At 41.0% G+C, this 22,048-nt stretch carries 23 protein-coding genes; 8 read left to right on the forward strand and 15 right to left on the reverse strand.

The window, feature by feature from the left end; all coding sequences use genetic code 11:
• Positions 1 to 2: 2 nt before the first annotated feature.
• From QQK06_RS14545 to QQK06_RS14555, 3 genes are all read right to left on the reverse strand, one after another.
• The gene (locus QQK06_RS14545) at positions 3 to 419 is read right to left on the reverse strand and encodes an FAD synthase family protein (protein ID WP_284245466.1); all 417 of its coding nucleotides are present in this window, start codon (positions 417 to 419) and stop codon (positions 3 to 5) included.
• Between the two features lie 92 nt (positions 420 to 511).
• A complete protein-coding gene (locus tag QQK06_RS14550; protein ID WP_284245468.1) occupies positions 512 to 1,585 on the reverse strand; it encodes a CDP-glycerol glycerophosphotransferase family protein in 1,074 nt (357 codons plus the stop codon).
• A 79-nt stretch (positions 1,586 to 1,664) separates the two neighbouring features.
• Positions 1,665 to 2,276, reverse strand: coding sequence for a TIGR04211 family SH3 domain-containing protein (locus QQK06_RS14555; protein WP_284245469.1), 612 nt, complete (start codon positions 2,274 to 2,276; stop codon positions 1,665 to 1,667).
• Positions 2,277 to 2,424: 148 nt separating this feature from the next.
• Here QQK06_RS14555 and QQK06_RS14560 point away from each other — a divergent pair, with 148 nt between their 5' ends.
• Positions 2,425 to 3,939 (forward strand): CYTH domain-containing protein, encoded by a 1,515-nt coding sequence (locus tag QQK06_RS14560; RefSeq protein ID WP_284245470.1) that lies wholly within the window; start codon positions 2,425 to 2,427, stop codon positions 3,937 to 3,939.
• Positions 3,939 to 4,826 carry a L,D-transpeptidase family protein gene (locus QQK06_RS14565; RefSeq protein ID WP_284245471.1) on the forward strand — a complete coding sequence of 296 codons (888 nt, stop codon included), beginning with the start codon at positions 3,939 to 3,941 and terminating at the stop codon, positions 4,824 to 4,826. Before QQK06_RS14560 ends, QQK06_RS14565 begins: the two co-directional genes overlap by 1 nt.
• Positions 4,827 to 4,879: 53 nt before the next feature.
• Here the strand turns inward: QQK06_RS14565 and QQK06_RS14570 are convergent, their stop codons facing one another.
• The 9 genes from QQK06_RS14570 to QQK06_RS14610 form a co-directional block, all read right to left on the reverse strand.
• The gene (locus QQK06_RS14570) at positions 4,880 to 5,116 is read right to left on the reverse strand and encodes an LPP leucine zipper domain-containing protein (protein WP_284245473.1); all 237 of its coding nucleotides are present in this window, start codon (positions 5,114 to 5,116) and stop codon (positions 4,880 to 4,882) included.
• A 94-nt stretch (positions 5,117 to 5,210) separates the two neighbouring features.
• Entirely contained in the window at positions 5,211 to 5,684 is a 474-nt protein-coding gene (locus tag QQK06_RS14575; RefSeq protein ID WP_284245474.1) for a potassium channel family protein, read from the reverse strand.
• 15 nt (positions 5,685 to 5,699) lie between these two features.
• Positions 5,700 to 6,020 (reverse strand): hypothetical protein, encoded by a 321-nt coding sequence (locus tag QQK06_RS14580; RefSeq protein WP_284245475.1) that lies wholly within the window; start codon positions 6,018 to 6,020, stop codon positions 5,700 to 5,702.
• A 2-nt stretch (positions 6,021 to 6,022) separates the two neighbouring features.
• A complete protein-coding gene (locus QQK06_RS14585) occupies positions 6,023 to 6,661 on the reverse strand; it encodes a hypothetical protein (RefSeq protein ID WP_284245476.1) in 639 nt (212 codons plus the stop codon).
• A 67-nt stretch (positions 6,662 to 6,728) separates the two neighbouring features.
• On the reverse strand, positions 6,729 to 7,418 hold the full coding sequence (locus QQK06_RS14590) for a PspA/IM30 family protein (RefSeq protein ID WP_284245477.1): 690 nt from the start codon (positions 7,416 to 7,418) through the stop codon (positions 6,729 to 6,731).
• 24 nt (positions 7,419 to 7,442) lie between these two features.
• Positions 7,443 to 7,856 (reverse strand): YjfI family protein, encoded by a 414-nt coding sequence (locus QQK06_RS14595; RefSeq protein ID WP_284245478.1) that lies wholly within the window; start codon positions 7,854 to 7,856, stop codon positions 7,443 to 7,445.
• A gap of 151 nt (positions 7,857 to 8,007) precedes the next feature.
• Positions 8,008 to 9,720, reverse strand: coding sequence for a polyamine aminopropyltransferase (locus QQK06_RS14600; protein ID WP_284245479.1), 1,713 nt, complete (start codon positions 9,718 to 9,720; stop codon positions 8,008 to 8,010).
• A gap of 34 nt (positions 9,721 to 9,754) precedes the next feature.
• Positions 9,755 to 10,657, reverse strand: coding sequence for a DUF350 domain-containing protein (locus QQK06_RS14605; protein ID WP_284245480.1), 903 nt, complete (start codon positions 10,655 to 10,657; stop codon positions 9,755 to 9,757).
• 23 nt (positions 10,658 to 10,680) lie between these two features.
• On the reverse strand, positions 10,681 to 11,661 hold the full coding sequence (locus QQK06_RS14610) for a hypothetical protein (RefSeq protein ID WP_284246631.1): 981 nt from the start codon (positions 11,659 to 11,661) through the stop codon (positions 10,681 to 10,683).
• A gap of 181 nt (positions 11,662 to 11,842) precedes the next feature.
• On the opposite strand from QQK06_RS14610, the gene glnE reads away from it, so the two are divergent.
• Positions 11,843 to 14,725: a bifunctional [glutamate--ammonia ligase]-adenylyl-L-tyrosine phosphorylase/[glutamate--ammonia-ligase] adenylyltransferase gene (gene glnE, locus QQK06_RS14615; protein ID WP_284245481.1), complete on the forward strand. Its 2,883-nt coding sequence runs from the start codon at positions 11,843 to 11,845 to the stop codon at positions 14,723 to 14,725.
• Here glnE and QQK06_RS14620 read toward each other — a convergent pair.
• Together QQK06_RS14620 and lpxL are read right to left on the reverse strand one after the other, a co-directional pair.
• On the reverse strand, positions 14,722 to 15,387 hold the full coding sequence (locus QQK06_RS14620; RefSeq protein ID WP_284245482.1) for a TcpQ domain-containing protein: 666 nt from the start codon (positions 15,385 to 15,387) through the stop codon (positions 14,722 to 14,724). The genes glnE and QQK06_RS14620 overlap by 4 nt on opposite strands.
• A gap of 61 nt (positions 15,388 to 15,448) precedes the next feature.
• Positions 15,449 to 16,387, reverse strand: a complete 939-nt coding sequence (lpxL, locus tag QQK06_RS14625) for an LpxL/LpxP family Kdo(2)-lipid IV(A) lauroyl/palmitoleoyl acyltransferase (protein ID WP_284245483.1) — start codon at positions 16,385 to 16,387, stop codon at positions 15,449 to 15,451.
• A gap of 68 nt (positions 16,388 to 16,455) precedes the next feature.
• Here lpxL and hldE point away from each other — a divergent pair, with 68 nt between their 5' ends.
• Positions 16,456 to 17,883 (forward strand): bifunctional D-glycero-beta-D-manno-heptose-7-phosphate kinase/D-glycero-beta-D-manno-heptose 1-phosphate adenylyltransferase HldE, encoded by a 1,428-nt coding sequence (gene hldE, locus QQK06_RS14630; RefSeq protein ID WP_284245484.1) that lies wholly within the window; start codon positions 16,456 to 16,458, stop codon positions 17,881 to 17,883.
• Positions 17,884 to 17,970: 87 nt separating this feature from the next.
• Here the strand turns inward: hldE and tolC are convergent, their stop codons facing one another.
• Positions 17,971 to 19,308: an outer membrane channel protein TolC gene (tolC, locus tag QQK06_RS14635; RefSeq protein ID WP_284245485.1), complete on the reverse strand. Its 1,338-nt coding sequence runs from the start codon at positions 19,306 to 19,308 to the stop codon at positions 17,971 to 17,973.
• Between the two features lie 211 nt (positions 19,309 to 19,519).
• Here tolC and QQK06_RS14640 point away from each other — a divergent pair, with 211 nt between their 5' ends.
• The 4 genes from QQK06_RS14640 to QQK06_RS14655 all read left to right on the forward strand — a co-directional run bounded on the left by QQK06_RS14640 (position 19,520) and on the right by QQK06_RS14655 (position 22,040).
• Complete coding sequence (locus tag QQK06_RS14640) at positions 19,520 to 20,143, forward strand: NUDIX domain-containing protein (protein WP_284245486.1); 624 nt, start codon at positions 19,520 to 19,522, stop codon at positions 20,141 to 20,143.
• 100 nt (positions 20,144 to 20,243) lie between these two features.
• The gene (locus tag QQK06_RS14645) at positions 20,244 to 20,624 is read left to right on the forward strand and encodes a DUF1249 domain-containing protein (RefSeq protein ID WP_284245487.1); all 381 of its coding nucleotides are present in this window, start codon (positions 20,244 to 20,246) and stop codon (positions 20,622 to 20,624) included.
• A gap of 3 nt (positions 20,625 to 20,627) precedes the next feature.
• Positions 20,628 to 21,428 carry a metallophosphoesterase gene (locus QQK06_RS14650; RefSeq protein ID WP_284245488.1) on the forward strand — a complete coding sequence of 267 codons (801 nt, stop codon included), beginning with the start codon at positions 20,628 to 20,630 and terminating at the stop codon, positions 21,426 to 21,428.
• Between the two features lie 24 nt (positions 21,429 to 21,452).
• The gene (locus QQK06_RS14655) at positions 21,453 to 22,040 is read left to right on the forward strand and encodes a YqiA/YcfP family alpha/beta fold hydrolase (protein ID WP_284245489.1); all 588 of its coding nucleotides are present in this window, start codon (positions 21,453 to 21,455) and stop codon (positions 22,038 to 22,040) included.
• The last annotated feature ends 8 nt before the right edge of the window (positions 22,041 to 22,048 follow it).

Here is a 22,048-nt window from a genome sequence, read left to right on the forward strand (position 1 = left end):
TATTATTTTATTTTGTCTAATACTTCTCGTAACTTAGTACTGGAGGTATGGCTGGTATAAGGGAAGTAAAGGATTTCAACGCCAACTTTGGCGAAATCTTTTTCGATTTGGTTCCATTTATCTGTGCCTTTCCAATCGTCGCCGACAAACATGCGGTCGAACTTCAGATTATTCCAGGCTTCCATTTTGTCATAATTGACTTGTGGTACCACTTCATCAACAAATTTTATTGCTTCGACAATTTCCATGCGCTCATTAAATGGGATCACAGGTTTTTTATTTTTAGCGGCTAACGATAACTCATCGCTGGTAACGCCAACGATAAGATAATCACACTCAAGTTTTGCCCGCTTTAAGACGTTTAAGTGTCCAATATGGAATAGATCAAATACACCTGTGGTATAGCCAATTTTCTTCATTTTATGCCTACTTACTCAATATTTATCGGCGCTATTTTACATTATGCCCGGTGATTGCGATAGCACCGATAGGATAATTTGTTGTAAAAATGTTAGCGCTTGCGATGACTCACCAGATAATCAACTATACGGACACTGGCATTACCATCTAAGTTACCGGCAAGTTTTTCAGCATAGGCCAAGCGTGTTGTTTCCAATTGCTTAGGATTTGCGATCTGTTGTTCCACTAAATGAGCTAATTGCTGGTAGTTTTTAGCATGCACGGCAATTTCGGCATATTCACCATAATCTTGATCCATACGCTTTTTAAAACGATAGGAAAATATACCGCGATAGCTCCAGCGTAATTTTAGAAAATCACACCAGATCACAGGTTTATTTAATGCGGCAAATTCGAATAGCGCGGACGAAGCATCACTGATCATCAGGTCTGCACTGGTCAAAAATGGTACTAATGAGTAATCACTTACTTTAGCAAGGTAAACATTAGGGTAAGTTTGCCAATGTTCCAGTAAGGATCTTTGTTGGTAATATTTTTCTTTGCTTAATGAAAAGTAGTGAGGTTTGAGTAAAATATTGTAGTGGCTAAATTGCTCTGGCCAATTTTTAGGAAAGCATTCAATACTGCTCGGATAAAACGTCGGCGCATAGAGTAAGGTTTTCTTTTCTGGGGCCAGCCCTAATTCATCGAGTTTAAAGCCTTGAGTTTCACCATTAATAATCGGATCGAGTTTACAGAAACCGACATTGACAAAGTTGTCATCAGGGTACATTGCATTAAACCGATCGGTACGGTATTGACCTTCGACAAATCGCACTGAAGTTGCGGTATCTGATTTAGTATAATAACTGGCTTTTGGCCCAATACCGTGGCCAAGTTGTACTGATTGACTGACTTGGTGTACCAGAGACAAATGGGGAAAACTATTGGCAAATACCACCCAATCCGCTTTTTCTTTTTGATAAAACTCAACGGCTTGTTGTTCATTATCAACCCAGATATAGTCGAGTGATTCTTGCGCTATGATGCTATTAATAATGTCATCGTGAATGCCGCGGTAGAAAACAAATATTGCGCTACCTGCGTTTGATTTTAGTAATTGATGGTAAACAGGTAAATATTGAGGAAGATAGTATAAGTGCAGGACATCGAAAATAATTTTCATAAAAAAAAATAAGCATTCAAGATAAAACTGAGATTAGTTTATCATGAATGCTTGATTGCCATAGTAGAAATTGTTGCTGTTACTTCCAACTGTCCATGCTGGATTTTTTACGTGCTGCCAGACGCGGTAAAATCAGACCAAACAGTAGACCGATGCCAAGCACGATAGCACCATTAAAAAAGTATTCTTTTTTGATCGCCATATCTTGGGTTGATAACTGTGATGTAGTCTCAGTAAGTTCTTGTGTTAGCTGACTTATTTGTTGATTCAATTGCTTAGTCTGCTCACTTAGCTTAACTATTTCTCTATTCGCTGTTGCCAGATCACTGGTCGTTTGCAAATTGATGTCTTCACTGTCGGCTAACTTGGTATTAAGTTCTGCAATCATCACTCGTAAACCAGGCTTAGTACTGACGTATTTAGCTTCAACCCAAGTGGCTCTCTCTTTAGTATCGATTATTTGATAATAGCCATTCTCTTGTTTACCAGTGAGTTTTATTTCATCACCAGCATTGATGCTACCTAAAATACGGTAATTATTACCTGGACCAGCATGCATGTAGATAAATAAGTCATCTGAGATATAAGCGGTGGTGAAATTATCGTCGATTGTTTGCTCTGTCTCTTCTGCGTGACCGATAAAACTAGTGGCGATTAATACACTTGCCAGCAAACATGTAATTTTTTTCATTTAGTTACCAAAATGTCTCTCTTCTTATTCTAGGGAAAATAGTAGGGCTTTGTGTCGCTGATAGCAAGGAAAAATATTGCTTCATTGGCTGAGCTTTTGTAAGGTTAATCAATCGATAAGTCGCTATTTTGAAAATTTTAAGGCGTATATGACAACTGAAGTCGAACTTAAATTTTTAGTGAGCAATACCAATGTCTCAGCTAAGATATTTGAGTTACTGAAAACGCAATCACTTGCTTTTACACATCAACATAAAAAACTTACTAATTGTTATTTTGACACCCCTGAGCTGGCGTTGCGTCAGCTGGATATGGGACTACGCACTCGCATTGATGAAGGGGAGATTGAACAAACGATAAAAACAGCAGGGGTTGTTGTTGGTGGCTTGCATCAAAGGCCTGAGTATAACGTTAATATTACTCAGGCTTTTCCTGATTTAACGTTATTTCCACATGATATTTGGCCAGTAGATGAAAATATTTCTCAACTACAAGCTCAGCTTATTCCATTGTTTAATACCGATTTTTCACGCGAAATATGGCAAATCAATTATCAAAATAGCAGGATAGAATTAGCCTTTGATCAGGGCACCGTTTCTTCTGATGGCCGTAACCTTGATATTTGTGAACTGGAGTTAGAACTGTTGTCCGGTGAACGGGATGATTTATTTGCTTTAGCTAAGTTATTGTTTACTCAGCTGGCCTTGCGTGCAGGGACTAAAAGTAAAGCAGCGCGAGGTTATCAATTGTTTGCTAATAAAGACAAGCCAGTTACGCCGATAAGCTTAGATATAGAATGTGCCGCTCAACAAACCAGCCGTTATTTTATTAGTGGTGTTGATTTTTGCCTACAAGCGTTGCAACAAGTTGTTGCTAATTATATTGCCACAAAAAAGCTTGTTAAGCTGGCTGAACTAGTCGATATCTTATCGTTATTGCGTCATGGTTTTTGGCTGTTTAATGAAAGCTTAACCCTTGAATGTCAAAAATTACGCTCGGAAATTAGCCATTTTATTCAATTGTTTGCTTGGGTCGATAATGCGCTTTATTTGCGGGAATTAATGAATAAAACTGGTAATTACCGCAAAAAGTTGGAATACAGTGAGCAGTTGATCGAGCAACTTAAAATTGAGAAACAGCATTTTCCCGACAGTTTGATGGTGATGCAATTATTGCAAAGTGAACGTTTTAATAAGTTACAACTTGAGTTATTGCAGCTGATAGTTAATGGTAGCGAAAATGAAAACTTGATTAAACAACAGGCGAATAGTGAATTGTTGCCATTTGCGCAGGTGAAACTTTCAGACAGCCTGAGAGAACTGCAACAACAAATGACACAATTAACTCAGTTGGACGCGCAAAGTTATCTGGCAAAGCGCCAGGTTTTACATCGCTGTTTGTTAACTGGACACTGGTTTGGTCAGCTGTTTGATGAACAGTTACGGGCTGATTTTCGTACCCCCTGGCTTGATATGAAACAAGGCTTAAAAGAATTACAAAGCTTGTGGATTATTAAACAGCAATTAGAAAAGCTGGCAAAAAATAGTGAGCAAACAAATAACAAGGTGCTAAGGTGGCAGCAAGGTAAGGTGGAGAATCTGTTAACGGCACTCGCACATAGCAAAGAGCTGGCGTTATCTTTGCCTGCGTATTGGTTGAGTTAATGAAGTTAGTTCATGCGATTATCTTATTTCTGTTAATGGTTGAGAGAGCTTACGCCTCTGTTTATCCGTTACCTGCTGATAATTCTCGCTTACTGGGTGAGCCGCTGAGTTATCAGGTGGAAACAGGTGATTATTTTCAGGCATTGGCGGAATATCACGATGTTGGCTTACTGGCATTAATGGCGGCAAACCCTGAGGTTGATCCTTTTCTTCCTGCTGTCGGAAGCTATATTCAGATCCCTAAACAAATGTTATTACCGTTTGCTGAGCGTAAAGGCATAGTGGTGAACTTATCTGAGCTACGCTTATATTATTTTCCTCCCGGTGAGTCGTTAGTTTATGTTTTCCCGGTCGGTATTGGACGAGAAGGGCTGGCGACACCAAAAGTAATAAGCCATATTGGTGATAAGCGTAAAGATCCAGTTTGGCGCCCGACTAAAGCGTATCGACAGCGCTATTTTCAGGAGCATGGTAAAACACTGCCAAAGGAAATTCCTGCTGGCCCTAATAATCCATTTGGCAAATACGCATTAAGAATTGATACCAGTGAGTATTTGATCCATGGTACTAACCAGCGTATGGGAATTGGCATGCGTGCGAGTTCAGGTTGTATTCGTATGTATGCACCAGATATAGAATGGTTGTATTTCAATGTCCCGGTCGGTACTCAGATCCGAATCGTCGATCAGGCAATTAAAATGTCGTATGAGCCAAATGGCGCTAAACTGATCGAAGTGCATCAGCCGTTAAGTGAACAAGGGCAGATCTCAATGACGAGTTTACCAACAGCAGTTAATGCATTTATTGGTGATAGTGAAAGCGCCAGGATTCAGCTTAGCGACTTATTAAGTCAGCCGTCAGGCTTAGTGGTGACATTAGAACAGTAAAGCAGCGAATAGCTGCTTTATCGATAGTGTTTTAGTCATAATAGAGCGGGCAATTATTTTTTATAACTTGCCGCAACGTTATCAATGCGTTGATTGGTTTGCTCTTGAGCTGTTTCAAGTGCATCGATTGCCTGGGTGTTTTTTTCTTGTTGTGCTTTCACTTTGGCTAATTCCATTGTTAGTTTGTCAACCTTATTAGATAAAGTTGACACTTGCTGCTCTAAACCATCGCTGCTGGCACAACCTACGGTTAGCGAAATAACGGCAATAAGTGATATTTTTTTCAACATGTGAACTCCCTGATTGTTTATCTAGTTTTTACTCTTGGAACCAGTATGGCATAGTTAGCAAAAATCAAAAGGCTATTAATACTAATTATTTAATTCACTTGACATCATTTTCTTGTATAACTATTCGCTCGACCTTTTCAACTAGTAGATCAATTTTTCGTTCTAACTGTAAATTATGTTCAAGCAAATCTTTGTTTTGCTTTCTTAATTCGCGGTTTTTAACATTCGTATCTGAAAAACCAACAAATTTATTAACAAATTGTGCACCGACAAAGCCGACCATACCGACACCAATATAAAACATCGCGGCAACGATAATCCGTCCTTGCATAGTTACTGGGTAAAAATCACCAAAACCAATAGTACTGGCACTCATTTGCAGGGTCCAGAATGCATCACGGTAGGATTGGATGTTACCTTTGCTGGTAACTTCGTAGTGGTATAAAGGAATTGATAGTAGCGCAATAATGCCGTAGAGCACGGCAATAGTGATTAATAATAAATAAAACGAATTATAATTTTTAACACCATATTCGTCGATGGTATAAGCTTTTAGTGGTTCTTTCATTGTTTTATTGAGCCATTACTCTTCAATAACATATTTGATTAAATCATCCATCAATTTACGTTTGATTTCCAGTTGCTGGCTGGCATCTAACTGATATTTTTGAGCTAATAGCTGGTAGTCATCCGGCGACAAACTCACGGTGAGCCTTGGACGTTTAGGCCGTTTGTTAATGGGGAGCCCTAAAATATCACGAATTTTATCCGACGGACTGAGGCCGTCCTCTAATGCTTCTTTACGGATTTCTAGCTGGATCTTTTCATCTATATCGAACGCTACCTGAGTCGCTTTAGCAGCCTTTACGGAGGATTGCCATTTTTCGGGTAATTTTCTACTCACAATTAACTTCCTGGAAACATGTCAACAATATCGTGGGTTGGACGATACAAGGTTAGAAAAACATCGGTTTCACCATCTTGCCAAACCTCCAGTTCTATCCCTCGACTTTGATCTTCGCTCAACAGCTGATAAAGCTCAAATTGCTCTCCTGCGTCCTTTCCTTCGTAGACACTTAGTGTTTCGCTGCGGTGGTCTTTACGGTGGAAATAGCCGACCTTGGCAAATAAACTTTGTTGGTACTGCTTTGCACTCCAACCCTGAGATAATTGAGAGTCTGTTTTTCTATCTAAAAATGCCTGTCCAGGTTCATCAAATATGGTTGCAAATTCATCGAGATCGAACAGGCTTTCGACATCCTGATGTTGGACCTTTAACGCAAACTTTAAGTAGGTTTTATCGTCAACCTCTAAACTGAGATAGAGCTCACTGTCATCCTTGCCTGTTAATACCCACTCGGTATCAGTATGATTTTGATATTCATAGCTATTGACTGCACTGACTTGAAACTGTTGATTGCGCAGGTTTTCTGGTAGGGCAAAGCTGTCAGTGAGGATGATCATGTCACCGACGTGCAAATCTTGTACTTTTGAAACCTGACGTTGCTGCTGTTCTTTACTAAAAATTTTCTTTAAAAAACTCATTGTCTGATACCATAAAACCGCACCTTAACACTTGTGCTAATGGTGCGGTTATTTGCTGCGTTAATGATTATTTTTGTTTGGCTTTTAAGCGTTCTAATACTGAGTTGGCATTGTTATCGGTAGCACCAATCCCCGCTTCTTTTAGTTTCGCCTCCAGTGATGAATCTGAATTCTCTGATGCCAGCACTTCAGCCGCTTTCATTTGATCATCAAATTTTTGCTGTTTTGCTTTAATACGCTCTAATGAATCTTTAGCATTTAACAGTTTAGAGTTACTCGATGAAAAGTTATCGGTAATGGCAGAAGTTGCCTTTTGCACGCTTTCTGTGGTTTTCACCATGGAAAGCTGACGCTTGTATTCCTGTACCTGACGTTCGCTTTTTTTCACTAATTCTTTTAAGCGATTCGCATTACCTTCAAAGCTGTCTAATGCCTGTTGTTGTGTGTTCAATTCACTTTCCAATGAAGAAATTTTTTCCGCAACCTCAAGGGCAAGTGCTTCATCACCTTTTTCTAAGGCCTGCACCGCATAACCTTCATGCTCAGTAATATCTCGCTTAATGCGCTCAACTTCTCTGCTAGATGCCATTTGTTGCGCCATTACGCCGGTTAAGTCACGTTTCGCCTTGGTTAAATGGTTTTCCGCATCGCGAATTTCTTGTTCAAAAATTCGGGTTGAATTAGCATCAACTATAGATTCGCCAACTTCTGTTGCGCCACCACGGATAGCGGTCATAATTTTTTTAAAAATGCTCATAATAAAACTCCAATAGGTGGTTAATTAAATTAAGTAATCACTCATATCATCGATCACTTCGATGGCGTTATTACTTAATACCGCAAGCTCGTGTTCAATGTCGTCAAAACTTGAACTAATAGATAAAGCGCCAAAAATCACATATTTATCACCAATTTTTGAAAATGATGATAACGGCATAGGAATGTTCATTTCCAACATTACCTGATGCATTTCAGTTAGACATTCCTCTTTGACTTCGTTGCTGCCCCATAGGTAGCTGATACAGAGTATTTGATCGTCGGTAACCGAAACAAATATAGGTAACTCTTCACGTCCGATAACGGTAATTTGTAATACATCGACTTCCCCTGAAATAGGTTGGCAATCAAACACCATGCCTGTTTCTGAGTTATCCGCGAGTGCATTCAAGTGGTTCGCAATTTTGTGAATATTCATGTGATTCCTCATCTTATTCTAAACGGTTGAGCGTAACTGTTAGTTTCAACCTGGCGACATATTATGTCGATAAATTCAATTTACCACTATGACATAATATGTCAAGAAACTATTTTAATAATTTTTCTATTAAAGCATATTTTTTTGTTTTTTATTGGCTATAGGCATTATTTAACCCTTGTTGCTGTTGCCAAGCCTGTTGATGCAACTGATAGAGCTTATGGCTGCCGAGATAGTTGACTGGCACATTTTGTTTATTGTGATAAAAATCATTAGGAAATTCAAAACTGCCCAGTAACATCGGCAGAGTTAACCAATGTTGTTTTACCGGAAAACTTGTCAGCTGTTGTAGTCGTTGTCTCGGGCTATTGCCCATCTTTGCGGCAATGGTCCAACCCCATTCGCCAAAGCTTGGAACATTGTCATGATACTGCTCAACATGGCTAAATTCAGCGGATTTTACCGTTTTGCCGATGGCTATAAAAGCATCTTTGGCGTGATAGGGGCTAGTTGATTGAATCGCAATTAAGCCATCTCCTGCCAATAATTGTTTTAGTCGCGCGTAAAAATTAACGGAATAGAGTTTATTTAAATCTGGATGGCTTGGGTCGGGTAAATCAACAATGATGGCGTCAAAGCTTTGCTGTTGCTTGATTAATTCATTGATGGCAATGAAAGCGTCACTGTAGATAAGTTTGACATTATCTTTTGATAGAGCGCTTTGATTCAATTGGGCAATGCGCGTTGCCAGTGGCTGTGGCAGTCGCTCAGCTGGTGATTTAAATAGCTCAATGAGCTCGTGGTCGAGATCGATTAATGTCACTTGCTGAGGTTGCCAGGCTAGGACGTCTCTGAGTGCGAGTCCATCTCCGCCGCCAATGATTAAAATGTTATCTTGTCGAGCTGAACCAGCCAGTGCAGGGGTTACCAGATAACTATGATAAATATGTTCATCTGCTGAAGAAAATTGTAAGCGGCCATTTAAGTAAAAATTGATAATCGGCGCTTGTTCAACACCCAGCGCCCGCTCGGTGAAAGTCAGCTGTTGATAACGGGTTTTATCACTATAGACGACTTTGTCTAAATAGAGCAGGTTATTAAGCCGATTAAGCCAGTCATTACCTTGATGATATACAATGACGATCAGTATTAGTAACAGAGCATGTAAGCTGAGCAGGGTTTTACGCCAGTTCAATCTTGACCAGTAGTAAATGATAAAGATCACTCCGGCGGCCAAGTTTAATGCTGCGGTTAATGCACTGGCTTTACTAATATCAATTGTCAGTAAAAAAATGACCCAGATAGCAGCGCCAAACCCAGCGCCAATGTAATCAGCGCCGTAAATAGTGCCGAGATTATTCGCCAGATGCTTTTGGTGGATTTGCTCGCGTATCTTGGCAATTAACGGGATTTCCATACCGATAAAAAAACCGAGCAGTAAGCCGAAGAAATAAGGACTGTTAAAGGCAAGCAGGGTTAATTGTTTAAAATAGCCGCCACGGGGTAAGGCATCAGGAGGTAAGGTAAAAGTTTCCGCCATTAGCTGTGGCAGTGTTTGTGTCGCAGCAATAAGTAGTGCGATTAATAAAATGGCACTGCTACCTAAAAACGCGATGGTTAATTCGAGCCAGACGAAGCCATTAAAGGCACAGCGTATTTTACGCGCGGCAAATGCACCTAAGCCCATAGCGACTATCATTAAACCTATCATGGTATAGATGGCACTTTCCATGACACCCAAGACACGTCCGGCGTAATGTGACAGCAGGTACTCGTAAATCAGGCCGCAACCGGCCAGTACTGCCATGGTGATGATCAGCAGCAGATCGTGCCAGAACAGCTGCTGTTTGGTGCGCTTAATCACTAAAGAAATGATTCAATAATTATTGATCTCAGGTTTATGCCATGAGTGCCGTTAAGATCAAACCAATAGAAATACTGATCGCCATTTCAACACTGGCAACACCGATATTATGTTGTTGATCGACTTCTTCTGACAAATTAATACCCCAAAGCACGATACGTTTTGCGAGTGCTGTTAGTAGGGCTACTAAAATGGTCATAATAACGCTGATCACCAACCAACCGAGCAGATTGACGGCTAAGGTTTCTGGACTATATATTAAAAAATGACTGGCTGCTGTCACTGCTAACGCGGTACTGATCACTTGTCCGGAGTAGTGGATTGCCAACGCAACTTGGCCATTGGCAAATGCTTCCTGCATGCTGTCATCTTGGTTATTATTGGCATACTGACGTTCTTTTAAACGGGTCACTAAAATCAACATAGTCTGTGCCACCAGGAAACCGGCAATAATAGCAAAGAAGGTACTTATGGTTAGTCCATGGACCCAAAGCAGTACCGCTCGGATGATTATTGCCGTAGCAATAGCACCTGCCGCATCGACTAAGCCCACGGTAATGTTACGCGCTTTGATTTGTTCGGTTTTATCTATTTCTTGTAGCGCCAGACGATCGTGTAAAATGCGGCCAACCTTGATTAATACTAATCCCAGTAACCCGTATGAGAGCATACCGATAATTTCTAATTGGTAGCTTTGCGCGTTTTCACCTGTGATAGCCCCAGTTAAAACAATGCCTAATGCGGCGATGCTTCCGGCAACACTAATACCAAAGGCGAAATTGTCTTCTTTGGCTAACTCATTGGTGGCATTGACCTTAGCTGATACGCCAGAGACAAATTTCATTGCACCTAATAATAAAATCGCGATGCTGATATCAATAGCGAGAAAGATGAGTAAATCAAGGTTTAAACCGGTAATTTCAAATAATGTATTCATAATAATTCCTTGCGATCGTCCTTTTATTTTCCACGTCTAAAGCTACGCGATGTGGTACTGGCGCTATTTCTAAAACTGGCATTTTTTGAGTAGGATGATTTTTTAGCAAATGTGCTTTTATTCGTTGCTTTTGAAGCAAAGCGTTTCGCACTGGTTTGTGCACTTTTACTTTGGCCAGACAGGCTCGAAGAACCCGTACGGTTTTTACTATAAGCACTGGTAAATTTCTGGCCACGGCTGGCGAATGATTTTCTTGTTCGGGTATCAAGTTGGGTTTGCTTACGCAGTTGAGTCGGCGAACTATAGCGGGTGCGACCATAGTCATTGTAATAGCTGTAGTTGCGATAACGCCCCCATTGATCGTAATAAACACGATTGCGGGATCCGAATAAGTTATCCATCATTGAATACATGCCATACCAGGCCCAAAATGACATGCCACTACTGTTGGTTTGCCAGTGGCCATAATTGGGGTTACCGATAAGCTGTTCACCCACACCAAAGTCCTGAGCATTGTTTGCTTGCGCGCTCTGTGCTTTTGATAAGGCATTCACTCTCGGCAATTGCCCGTCAGACATGTCTGCCAAGACGTTGAGTGGATCGCTTAATGCGTCTGAGTAAAGTACTGGATCCGCTGCCTGATAAATATTGAGTAACTCATCAAAAATCGCCTGGCTACTACTAAACATTTGTGGTTGAGTTTTTACGGTATTAAGCCGGTCGAGCAACGCCTGATACATAGGCCCTTGTGTAGTGGCATCTTTGGCAAATTCATCAATTAATACTGATAACTCCGGCTTAGTCTGGCGTAATTTATTCGCATAAACGTTAATCAACTTGGCATTACGTACTTGTCCTTTTTCCAAGGCACTAGCAAGCTGCTCCACTCGTTGGACGGTGATCGGCGTTTGTTTTTCAACTTGCTCTAAAATGGGATCTGAACATGCAGATAACATCAATAAAAGCGTGAAAAATAACGATTTAAGGTATTGCATTCCTGCCATATTTCCCTCAAAAATGCTATGGTTATCATCTATTAATAACATCGATGACATATTATGTCTAGCCTGTTTTTTGCCTGAGCATGTGTGATGTCAAGTTGAACACATTGAGGCTAAGTACTTGTTATCCTGTTATTGTAACGGAATTCAATGTTTTTAGTGTATTTAATTTATTGAGGCTGATGTGGATAATTCGTCAAAAATTTTCTCTTGTCTGACGTTACAGGCACAACATAGTAAAAGTTGGCAGCAGTTTGCTGAACAATATCCTGAAATCAGCCAATCATTTGCTCAGCAAGCTCAGCCACATGTATTAGTGGGTTTTCAGCGAGCAATTACTTTAAGCGATTTTATTCTTAGAGCGAGCTTGCAGGAACCGCAAAGGATCATTGCACTATTTTTAGACGGTACGATTTACCAAAAGAGCACACCAACTTATTCAAAGCTGTTGCAAGAACGTTTGGCAGAATGCGAAACCGAAGAGCAGTTATTCCGGGAATTACGGCTGTTTCGTTTGCAACAGATGGTACAAATTGCATTTGCCGATCTGATAGAAGATATTAGCTTGGATGACTCATTAGAACGATTGTCTGCATTAGCCGATGCTTTGATATTAGGGGCATTAGCTTGGTTAACTCAGCTTTGCTATGCCAAGTGGGGCGTACCCAAAAATAAGCAAGGTAAAACTCAGCCATTATTAGTCTATGGTATGGGAAAACTTGGCGGCAGGGAGCTTAATTTTTCTTCAGATATTGATCTGATTTTTGTCTATCCCGAGTCTGGTGAAACCCATGGAGCTCGCCGTAGTCTAGATAATCAGGTATTTTTTACCCGCTTAGGGCAAAAGCTGATTGCCGCACTACATCAAAACACCCATGACGGTTTTGTTTATCGGGTTGATATGCGTTTACGTCCGTTTGGTGATAGTGGACCTTTGGTACTGACGTTTAATGCGATGGAAGATTACTACCAGGAGCAAGGGCGCGATTGGGAGCGTTACGCGATGTTAAAGGCGCGCTTAATTGGTGAAGGGCAATACCATGGTCGACTTACCGAGATGCTACGACCATTTGTTTATCGGCGCTATATTGATTTTAGCGTCATTGATAGTCTACGACGCATGAAGTCGATGATCGCGCAGGAGGTTCGTCGTAAGCGACTTATTGGCAATATTAAGTTAGGTGCTGGCGGTATTCGCGAAATTGAATTTATCGTTCAGGTGTTTCAGTTAATTCGTGGTGGTCGCATCAAAGCATTGCAGCAACGCAACTTATTAACTGTTTTGCCCATATTAGTCGAGCACCAAGAGATTTCTCCTCAAAGTAAGCAAGTGCTGGAAACGGCTTATCGTTTTCTGCGTCGGGTGGAAAATATTATTCAGGCATTAGATGATAAACAAACACAAACCTTACCGGAAAATGGATTGGATCAAGCTCGGCTGTTAACGGCGTTAGCCAAACATCCGTTCAGTGACTGGTCTGAGTTTTTAAGCTATTTAGATTCATTAACGCAGGCGGTTCATCAGGAATTTATTGTGTTGATCGGGGAAGAAAGCCCACAACATGATCTGCAAGAGCAGCATTGGATCACTTTATGGGACAGCGATTGGAATGATGAGGAAGCGTGTCAATGGATCGCTAAATATCAGCCGCAGTGGCAGACGGAAAAAGTGTGGCGCTTACTACAAGATTTTCAAACGGAATTGACCAAACGGGCGTTAGGTAATCGTGGTCAGATAGTACTTGGTAAGCTGATGCCGTTACTGCTGACTGAGATAGCCAATAGTCAGGGCAATGAGTTAACGCTAGAGCGGGTGATGTGGGTGATTGCTAAAATTGTTACTCGCACTGCATACCTAGAATTATTGTATGAAAACCAGGGGGCATTAAAGCACTTGGTTAGTTTATGCCAGCAAAGTATCTGGGTAGCGGAATATATTGCTAAGTATCCGATATTACTGGATGAATTGATTGACCCTAAGTTATTACGTAATCCGCCGGCATTATCTAGCTACAAAGATGAATTAAGGCAGGCATTGTTGCGTATTCCTGAGGATGACCTGGAAGCGCAGATGGATGTGTTACGCCAATTTAAACAAGCGCAACAACTGAGAATTGCAGCGGCCGATATTGTAGGGGTCTTACCTGTGACCAAAGTCAGTGATCACTTAACGGCACTGGCTGAAGCTATTATCGCTGAAGTGGTTAATATGGCGTGGCAGCAAGTTGTTGACCGTTTTGGTGTGCCATGCTCGCTTGCTGAAAGTGATGATAAAGGTTTTGCGGTGATAGGTTATGGTAAAACGGGTGGTTTTGAACTGGGGTATAGCTCAGATCTGGATTTGGTTTTCATTCATAATTGCGCTATTAATGACGTCACTAATGGTGATAAATCAGTACCTGTCAGTCAGTTTTATGCCAAGCTGGCACAGCGTATTATGCATATTTTTAACACAAATATGAGTAGTGGGATATTATATGAACTGGATATGCGCTTACGCCCCTCGGGGAATTCGGGCGTGCTGGTGGTTAACATTAATACGTTTGAACAATATCAAAAGCAAGAAGCCTGGACCTGGGAACATCAGGCATTAGTTCGTGCTCGGGCCGTTTATGGTAGCATGTCGTTAGTACAGTCGTTTAATACAATTCGCCAGCAGATCTTAACAATAAATCGGGATGAAGCTGCACTACGCCAGCAGGTGATTGAGATGCGGGATAAAATGCGTCAGCATTTAGATTCATCTTCAGCAGATTTTAGTGATATTAAACAAGGAGCTGGGGGCTTAGTCGATATTGAGTTTCTGGCGCAGTTTTTAACTTTGAATTACAGTGCTCGCTATCCTGAAATTAGCCATTATTCCGATAACATCCGCTTATTTAATGCTTTAGCAAAGGCAGATGTGATCACTATTGAACAGAAGAAAACATTGATTAGCCATTATTGCCGATTACGAGATTTTGGTCATCACCAAAGTTTACAGGCGCAATCAGCGAAAATGCCTGTGCGGGATTTTGAAGAACATGGTGTGGCTGTCAGAGAAATTCTGGCGTCATTTTTAGCTTAGTGACGTTTGCTAATTGGTAGTAGCAGACATTCTTCATCTAAATAGGGCAAGTCTTTCTCTATCAGCACTATCGCTCTTTGCTGGTAGCAAAAATAAGTCGACAGGCCATCTTGAAAGTGGCCGCCAATTGCCTGGCCTACCTGATAGGCGGTGGCAATTATATCTTTATCGATACGAAACGGGTCTTTAACCATAAAATCGCGATCTAACCACCAAATCACTTCCAGGCCATCATTTTTGGCATATTCATACAGTTTTTGGTGCAGGGTCTGGCCTCGTCTAAATGGGCGGTTTTCTTTACTGCCTTTCCAGTTACGACGTAACGGTCGGGTGGTTAATCTTTTCGCTTCCAGAATTTCTGCCAGATCACCTTTTGGCTCATCTAAATAGACAATGTTATTTCTGACTCTTGGGCCTTTTTCATTTTCCACACCGTGTAAATTGGCGTAAAAGCGTGACAAGCCTTCTGCCGCTTTATTTTTTTGATTAATTTTAACTGCTGGTTGGGTACCTGTGGTGGCAACGGCTCCTTCTTCCAGCGGAGCTTCAATGACTTGTTCTTGAGTGCTGGGAGCAAATAATTCTTTTTCATTGGCTATCAGGTAATAAGCTAACGCGATGAGCACAATGAGAAAGAGAATATTTTTAATCCAAAACAGCATAAGCTAACACTCTGATATCCAGTCAAATATATAACTAATTATATACCATACTGAAATCTTGCTATTTATACAATGACGGGTCGTCCTTATTCGGCCGGGTTTTAAAACGGCGATGTAACCACATGTATTGCTCAGGTTTATATAAAATTGCCTGTTCTAGCTCCTGGTTAATCCGAATAACATCCGCTTCGTCGTCGCCAGTAGGGAAGTTTTCCAGCCTTGGTTTGATTTCTAAGGTATAGCCGCTGCCATCGTCATTGCGAGTCGGCACTAACATATGTGAATAGGTATTTTTATTACGGGCAAAAATCAAGGTGCCGGTAGTGGTAGCAGCGTCGGGTACAGCAAAAAACGGTACGAATAAACTGCGGTTTCTACCATAATCCTGATCTGGCAAATAAATACACGTTTCACCGTCATTCAATGCTTTTAATAGCCCTTTAACGTCTTTTTTACCTAACATGTATTTATTGGAACGGCCACGTCCTCGGTATTGAAAATATTCCATTAACGGGTTGTTGTGTGGTCGATAAAATACCACCATAGGATGACCGGTGCCGATACCACGACAATTAATTTCGGCACTCAAATAGTGCATAGCTAGTAATAATACGCCTTTGCCTTCTTTATGGGCCTGTTCTAAATGCTCAAGTCCGACAACTTTACATTTTCTTTTTACTCGCCATTCAGGCCACCACCAGCCCATGCCAGTTTCTAATAAGGCAATTCCGGTATTCTCAAAGTTCTTTTTTAAGATACGCTGACGTTCGTTCACTGGCATTTCAGGAAAACACAACGCTAGATTACGTTCGGCAACTCTTTTGCGTTTACCACCGATAGAGAATAGTAATTTGCCTATTTGACGACCAAGGAATAGCTGAAACTTATAAGGTAGCCAGGAAATGCTATAGAGAATAAATACCCCAAGCCAGGTGAGCCAGTACTTAGGTAATAAAAAGGATATTTTAAAATTTGGCTGTAAAACTTTATTTTTACTCACGGGAGGATTTCAACTCATTGAATTTGATGTGGTACACTTGCACTATTATATCTGTATAGAGACTCAGGATGAAAGTAGATATTCCCGCTTTTAATCAAGCAAGTGTGTTAGTGGTTGGTGATATTATGCTCGATCGCTACTGGTATGGCCCGACACAGCGCATTTCACCGGAAGCGCCAGTACCGGTAGTTAAAATTAATCAAGATGAGGACCGACCAGGAGGAGCTGCCAATGTTGCACTGAATATTGCTTCTATGGGGGGGCAAGTAACGTTAGCGGGCATTACCGGAGATGACGAAGCCGCATCTACTTTAGCTACGCATTTACAGGCGATGAAGATTAACTGTCAGTTCGCCCGTCAAAAGGATGTGCCAACGATTACTAAACTTAGAGTAATGAGTCGTAATCAGCAGTTAATTCGTTTGGACTTTGAACAGTCATTAGCCGAAGTGGAAAAATCCAGTTTACTCAATATCGTTGAACCATTAATTGCGCAGCATGATGTGATATTACTTTCTGATTACGACAAGGGGACTTTGTCGGATGTTCAGGCGTTGATCCAAGCGGCGAAAAAACATCAGGTGCCGGTGTTAGTTGATCCTAAAGGTAGCGATTTTGCAAAATATGCTGGCGCAGATATTCTGACACCTAATATGTCTGAATTTGAAACGATTGTTGGTGCCTGTCGTGACGAAGCTGAAATTGTTGCGAAAGGACAAACATTACTCACTGAATTAGATTTGGCAGCGATATTAGTGACCCGCAGTGAGCATGGGATGACATTATTGCGCCGTGACCATGAAGAATTTCATTTACCAACGCAGGCAAAAGAAGTCTATGACGTCACAGGTGCTGGTGATACGGTGATTGCTACCTTGGCATTAGCGGTTGCAGCTGAGGCAGATTATCCGCAAGCGAGTGCTTTGGCTAATATTGCGGCTGGAATTGTTGTCGGTAAACTGGGCACATCGACCGTCAGCGAGGCTGAGCTGTTAAATGCGATGCATAACGGACAGGAAAGTGGTTTTGGTGTGATGTCGGAGCAGCAACTGAAAATAGCGGTTGAAATGGCAAAAGCGCGTGGTGAAAAAATAGTGATGACTAATGGCTGCTTTGATATTTTACATGCCGGTCATGTTTCTTATTTGGAAAATGCCGCTAAGTTAGGTGACCGCCTGATTGTTGCGGTTAATGATGATGATTCGGTCAAGCGCTTAAAAGGGGCGGGACGTCCGGTTAATGCCGTAGATCGTCGTATGGCCGTGCTGGCAGGTTTAGGCGCTGTTGACTGGCTGGTGAGCTTTAGTGAAGATACGCCGCAGCGTTTGATCGCTAATATTTTGCCGGACACCTTAGTTAAAGGTGGTGATTATAAAGTGGAAGAAATAGCTGGCGGTGAAGAAGTACTTACTAACGGTGGACAGGTTAAGGTACTTAATTTTGAGCAAGGTATCTCCACTACCGAAATCATAAATACCATACGGTTAGAAGATTAGTCTGTTGTATTATCGGAATAATAAAAAAGGTGTCAAATGACACCTTTTTTATTGCCTAGTTTATAAGGCTTAGTTGGCTTTGCTGAACTATTTAGTTGCCGCGCTTAACCCTTGGTTGATACTGGCCACATCTTTCTCGGAAATAGTACCGCCGGCACGTTTAAGCGCTAGTATTGATTGAATATAGCTGTAACGGGTCGAAGACAAATTACGTTTAGCATTATACAAGTTTCGTGTGCTGTCCAAGACATCAACTATGGTACGAGTACCTACTTCAAAACCTGCTTCTGTTGCTTTTAGGGCACTTTCTGCAGAAATCACAGACTGCTCTAATGCTTTAATGCCAGAAACTGCGGCAATTACTGTGTTATATGAGTTACGGGCGTTACGAACCACATCTCGATGTACTCGCGCTAAATCCTGACTCGCTGCTACATAATTACTTTGAGCCTGACGAACGGCACTTGTGGTAGCGCCACCAGAATAAATTGGTACAGTAAGAGTTATACCTATCGATTGGCTATCGCTTTCTCTGTTAGTTGTTGGGTTATTGAGTACATTGTCACTGTCGGTTGTACTGTAATTACCATTTAAATCTAAGGTTGGATAATGACCAGAGCGAGCAATATTGATGTTTTCTTTGGCAAGGTCAACACTGATTTTCTGTGCAATTAAATCCAAGTTCTTTGCTTCTGCCGTTTGCTGCCATTCGTTGGCGCTGTCAGGAATAGGACGTGAGGCGCTAAAACGTTTAGTATTTAGTACATTTAAATCACGAGGATAAACATTGGTGATAACCCGTAGCGCTTCTTCTGCGTTAAAAACACCGTTTTCAGCGCGAATTACTTCCGTAACAGCATTATCATATTGCGCTTGCGCTTCATGTACTGCGGTTACTGCAGTTAAACCAACGGAATATCTTTGCTTGGTTTGTTCCAGTTGGCGCTCAATTGCGGCTTTTTCAGCTTCAGCAAATTCTAAATCATCTTTGGCACTAAGCACGTTAAAGTAGGCTTCTGTGACTCGAATAATTAAGTCTTGTTTGGCTGATTGATAAAAGATATCACTTTGGTGCGCTGATTTTTTTGCATTATCTAAACGTAACCAAGTATCGTGATGATAAAGCTGCATGCTGAGGTTAGCACCGTACTCTACATCTTCGAATTGGTAGTCACCGCTGAGGTTATCATCATAGTCCTTTTCGTATTCTTTATATGAAGCGGAGGCACTGATTTGTGGTAATAGGGAGGCTCGAGCTTGAACGATATCTTCTTGCGACGCTTGAAATTGCGCCTGCGCTTTTAATACTACCGGGTCATTTGCTTTGGCTTGCTGATAGACTGAAAGTAAATCTTCAGCAAATGTCATTGTGCTGCTGGTTGCGCAGGCAAGACCAATAAGTAGAGAGGTAATTGTTTTTTTCATGGGTAAGCAATTCCTTGAGTTTGCTATTTTCTCTGTATTATTTTTTAAATTATTTATTTTTATTATCTGGTTATCCTACTATGGATAGACGAATAAGCTAACTATAATAGTTGTTTACCTAAGCATTCTAGTGTAACAAAATATGTAAATCTATTGCGGATGTAAACTTTAGATACTTTTATTTACATTTTTAAATATTTAGAGCTGATTTATGACTCAAACACGTATACTTCGGTATGGCCATCAAGATTTTCAATTGCTGGAAAAAAACACTCGCTATCAAGGCTTTTTCAAACTTGATCAATATAAAGTTACTCACAAGCGCTTTGATGGTAGTGAGAGCGAGGTGCTTACCCGGGAAGTCTTTGAACGTGATGATGCCGTGGTTTTGATCCCTTATGATCCGGTTTCTGATAGTGTTGTACTTATTGAACAATTTCGTCCTGGCGCCATTCGTGCAGGGGATACCCCGTGGATGCTAGAATTTATTGCTGGCATGTTTAAGCAAGGAGAATCTCCGGTTGAGGTTGCTATTCGTGAGGCAAAAGAAGAAGCTAATTTAACGATTGCCCCAGCAAGCGTCTCTAACGTGATGAAATACCTTTCCAGCCCTGGTGGCATGAGTGAAGCTATGTATGTTTATCTTGCATTGATAGATAGCAGTACCGCAGGAGGAGTACATGGTTTAGATGAAGAAGGAGAAGATATTCTGGTACATGTTGTTAAACGTCAGCAGGCACTGGAATTATTAAAACAGGGAAAAATAGCTAATGCTGCGACGGTAATTGGGTTACAATGGTTAGCATTAAATTATCAAGCGTTTCAATCGAGCTAGTTCAGTACTTATTTAGTTAGCGAATAAATATAGGTGTGTTGTTATGGCGATTTATCGTCCCCGTCTGTCCAATTTAATGAACCTGTGTGAGGTGAATTATATGATGCTGCTGCGTCTGTTGGCAGATAAAGAACAGGTTGGTGAAATTCGCTGTTTTTTTATTTCTGATTTTTTATCTTATTCTATCAGGGTCAATGAAGTCACTCGCTATACTTCGTTAATTACTATGAAACAAGATGCCAGTATCGGTAACCAACACCTGTCTGATTACTTTTCTCCGAAAATGGTTATTCGTTTATATCATGATGCCCGACTGGCAGAAGTCGTCAGTAACCAGGATGTCTGGGCGATTAAGCCGAGGTATGATTATCCAAATCAGGCGATGCATCTGCCGGATGAAAAACAGCAGATCAATGAATTTTTAAAAGAGTGGTTGCAGCTCAGTTTACAACTTGGGCAAAGCAAAGTGGAATTTGCCTAATAGATGTCGAAAGTAAAACGAACCATTAGTGATATAGATACGGCTGTTGATACTATTGAATTTGTGCAAATTAGCGATTGTCATTTGTATCAAGATAAAGAAGCAATGCACTATGATGCTAATGTTTATCACAATTTGTGTCGTGTTTTAGAGGATATTCGTGCGAATAAACATCTTAGCTGTATTATTTTTACTGGTGACCTTAGCCAAGATCACAGTGAGCTATCCTATCAACACTTTATCGACGCGTTGACGGTAAATGAAATAAACTTGCCAATTTACTATACCCCAGGTAATCATGATGATCTGCAACTATTAACTGATGCCTTTTCCGGCTTTCAAGGCGGTAGTAAAAAAACGATCGACTTTTCCCATTGGCAGTTGCAATTAGTTAACAGTAAAAGTGAATCACCATCTGGTGTAGTTTCAGTCGAGGAACAACAAAGAGTGATGGCCAATGTTGAGCAAAATAAGTATCAGTTATTGCTGATGCATCACCACCCGGTGGATGTTAATTATTTTATCGATCGTCATGGTTTGCACAACAAAACAGCATTTTATGCCATGCTGGATAAGATCACTCAGGTTAAAGCGGTGGCTTGTGGTCATGTTCATAATGCACTGGAGCTGACGATAACTACTGCAAGCAAGCATTTGCCGTTATTGACTTGTCCGGCTACTTCAATACAGTTTGATCAAACGGTTGATGGTGTTGCGAACGCTCAGCTTGGACCTGGTTACCGACATTTTACCTTATTTGCTTCTGGCGAAGTGCAAAGTAAGGCGATATTTTTGGCCGAGTAAGTAAAGTGAGCATTAGGGAATAAGATGAATAACCTTAGTATTTTATACCTTCATGGTTTTAATTCATCACCGCAGTCATTAAAAGCGCAACTAACCGAGCAATATTTGGCTAAATATTACCCAGGAGTGACATTTTATTGTCCGCAAATTGGGGCTTCACCGCAAGCTGCAATTAAGCAGCTAGAGCAATTATTAACAGGTAATAGTGAACAAAACTGGTGTCTGATGGGGTCATCACTCGGTGGTTACTTCTCAACGTATCTTGCGGAAAAATATCAGTTAAAGGCAGCATTGATTAACCCGGCAATAAGACCGTTTGAGCTGTTAACGGATTATATCGGTCGACAGCAAAACCCTTATACTGGTGAAATTTATATGGTTACTGAACAATATATGCAGGTGTTGCAGGCGCTATATAATGAAAAAATATCAAAAAATCGCTATCTGGTGATGGTACAAACAGGGGATGAAGTGTTAGATTATCAGCAGGCAGTTGATAAATATCAGGACAGCCAAGTGATTGTCCAATCTGGCGGCGATCATAGTTTTATAAACTATCAAACCATGCTACCAGATATCATGGCGTTTTTCGGGCTGCCAGCGCACGATTAATGTAAATA

Source organism: Thalassotalea insulae (genome assembly GCF_030161395.1).
Classification (GTDB): Bacteria; Pseudomonadota; Gammaproteobacteria; order Enterobacterales; family Alteromonadaceae; genus Thalassotalea_E; species Thalassotalea_E insulae.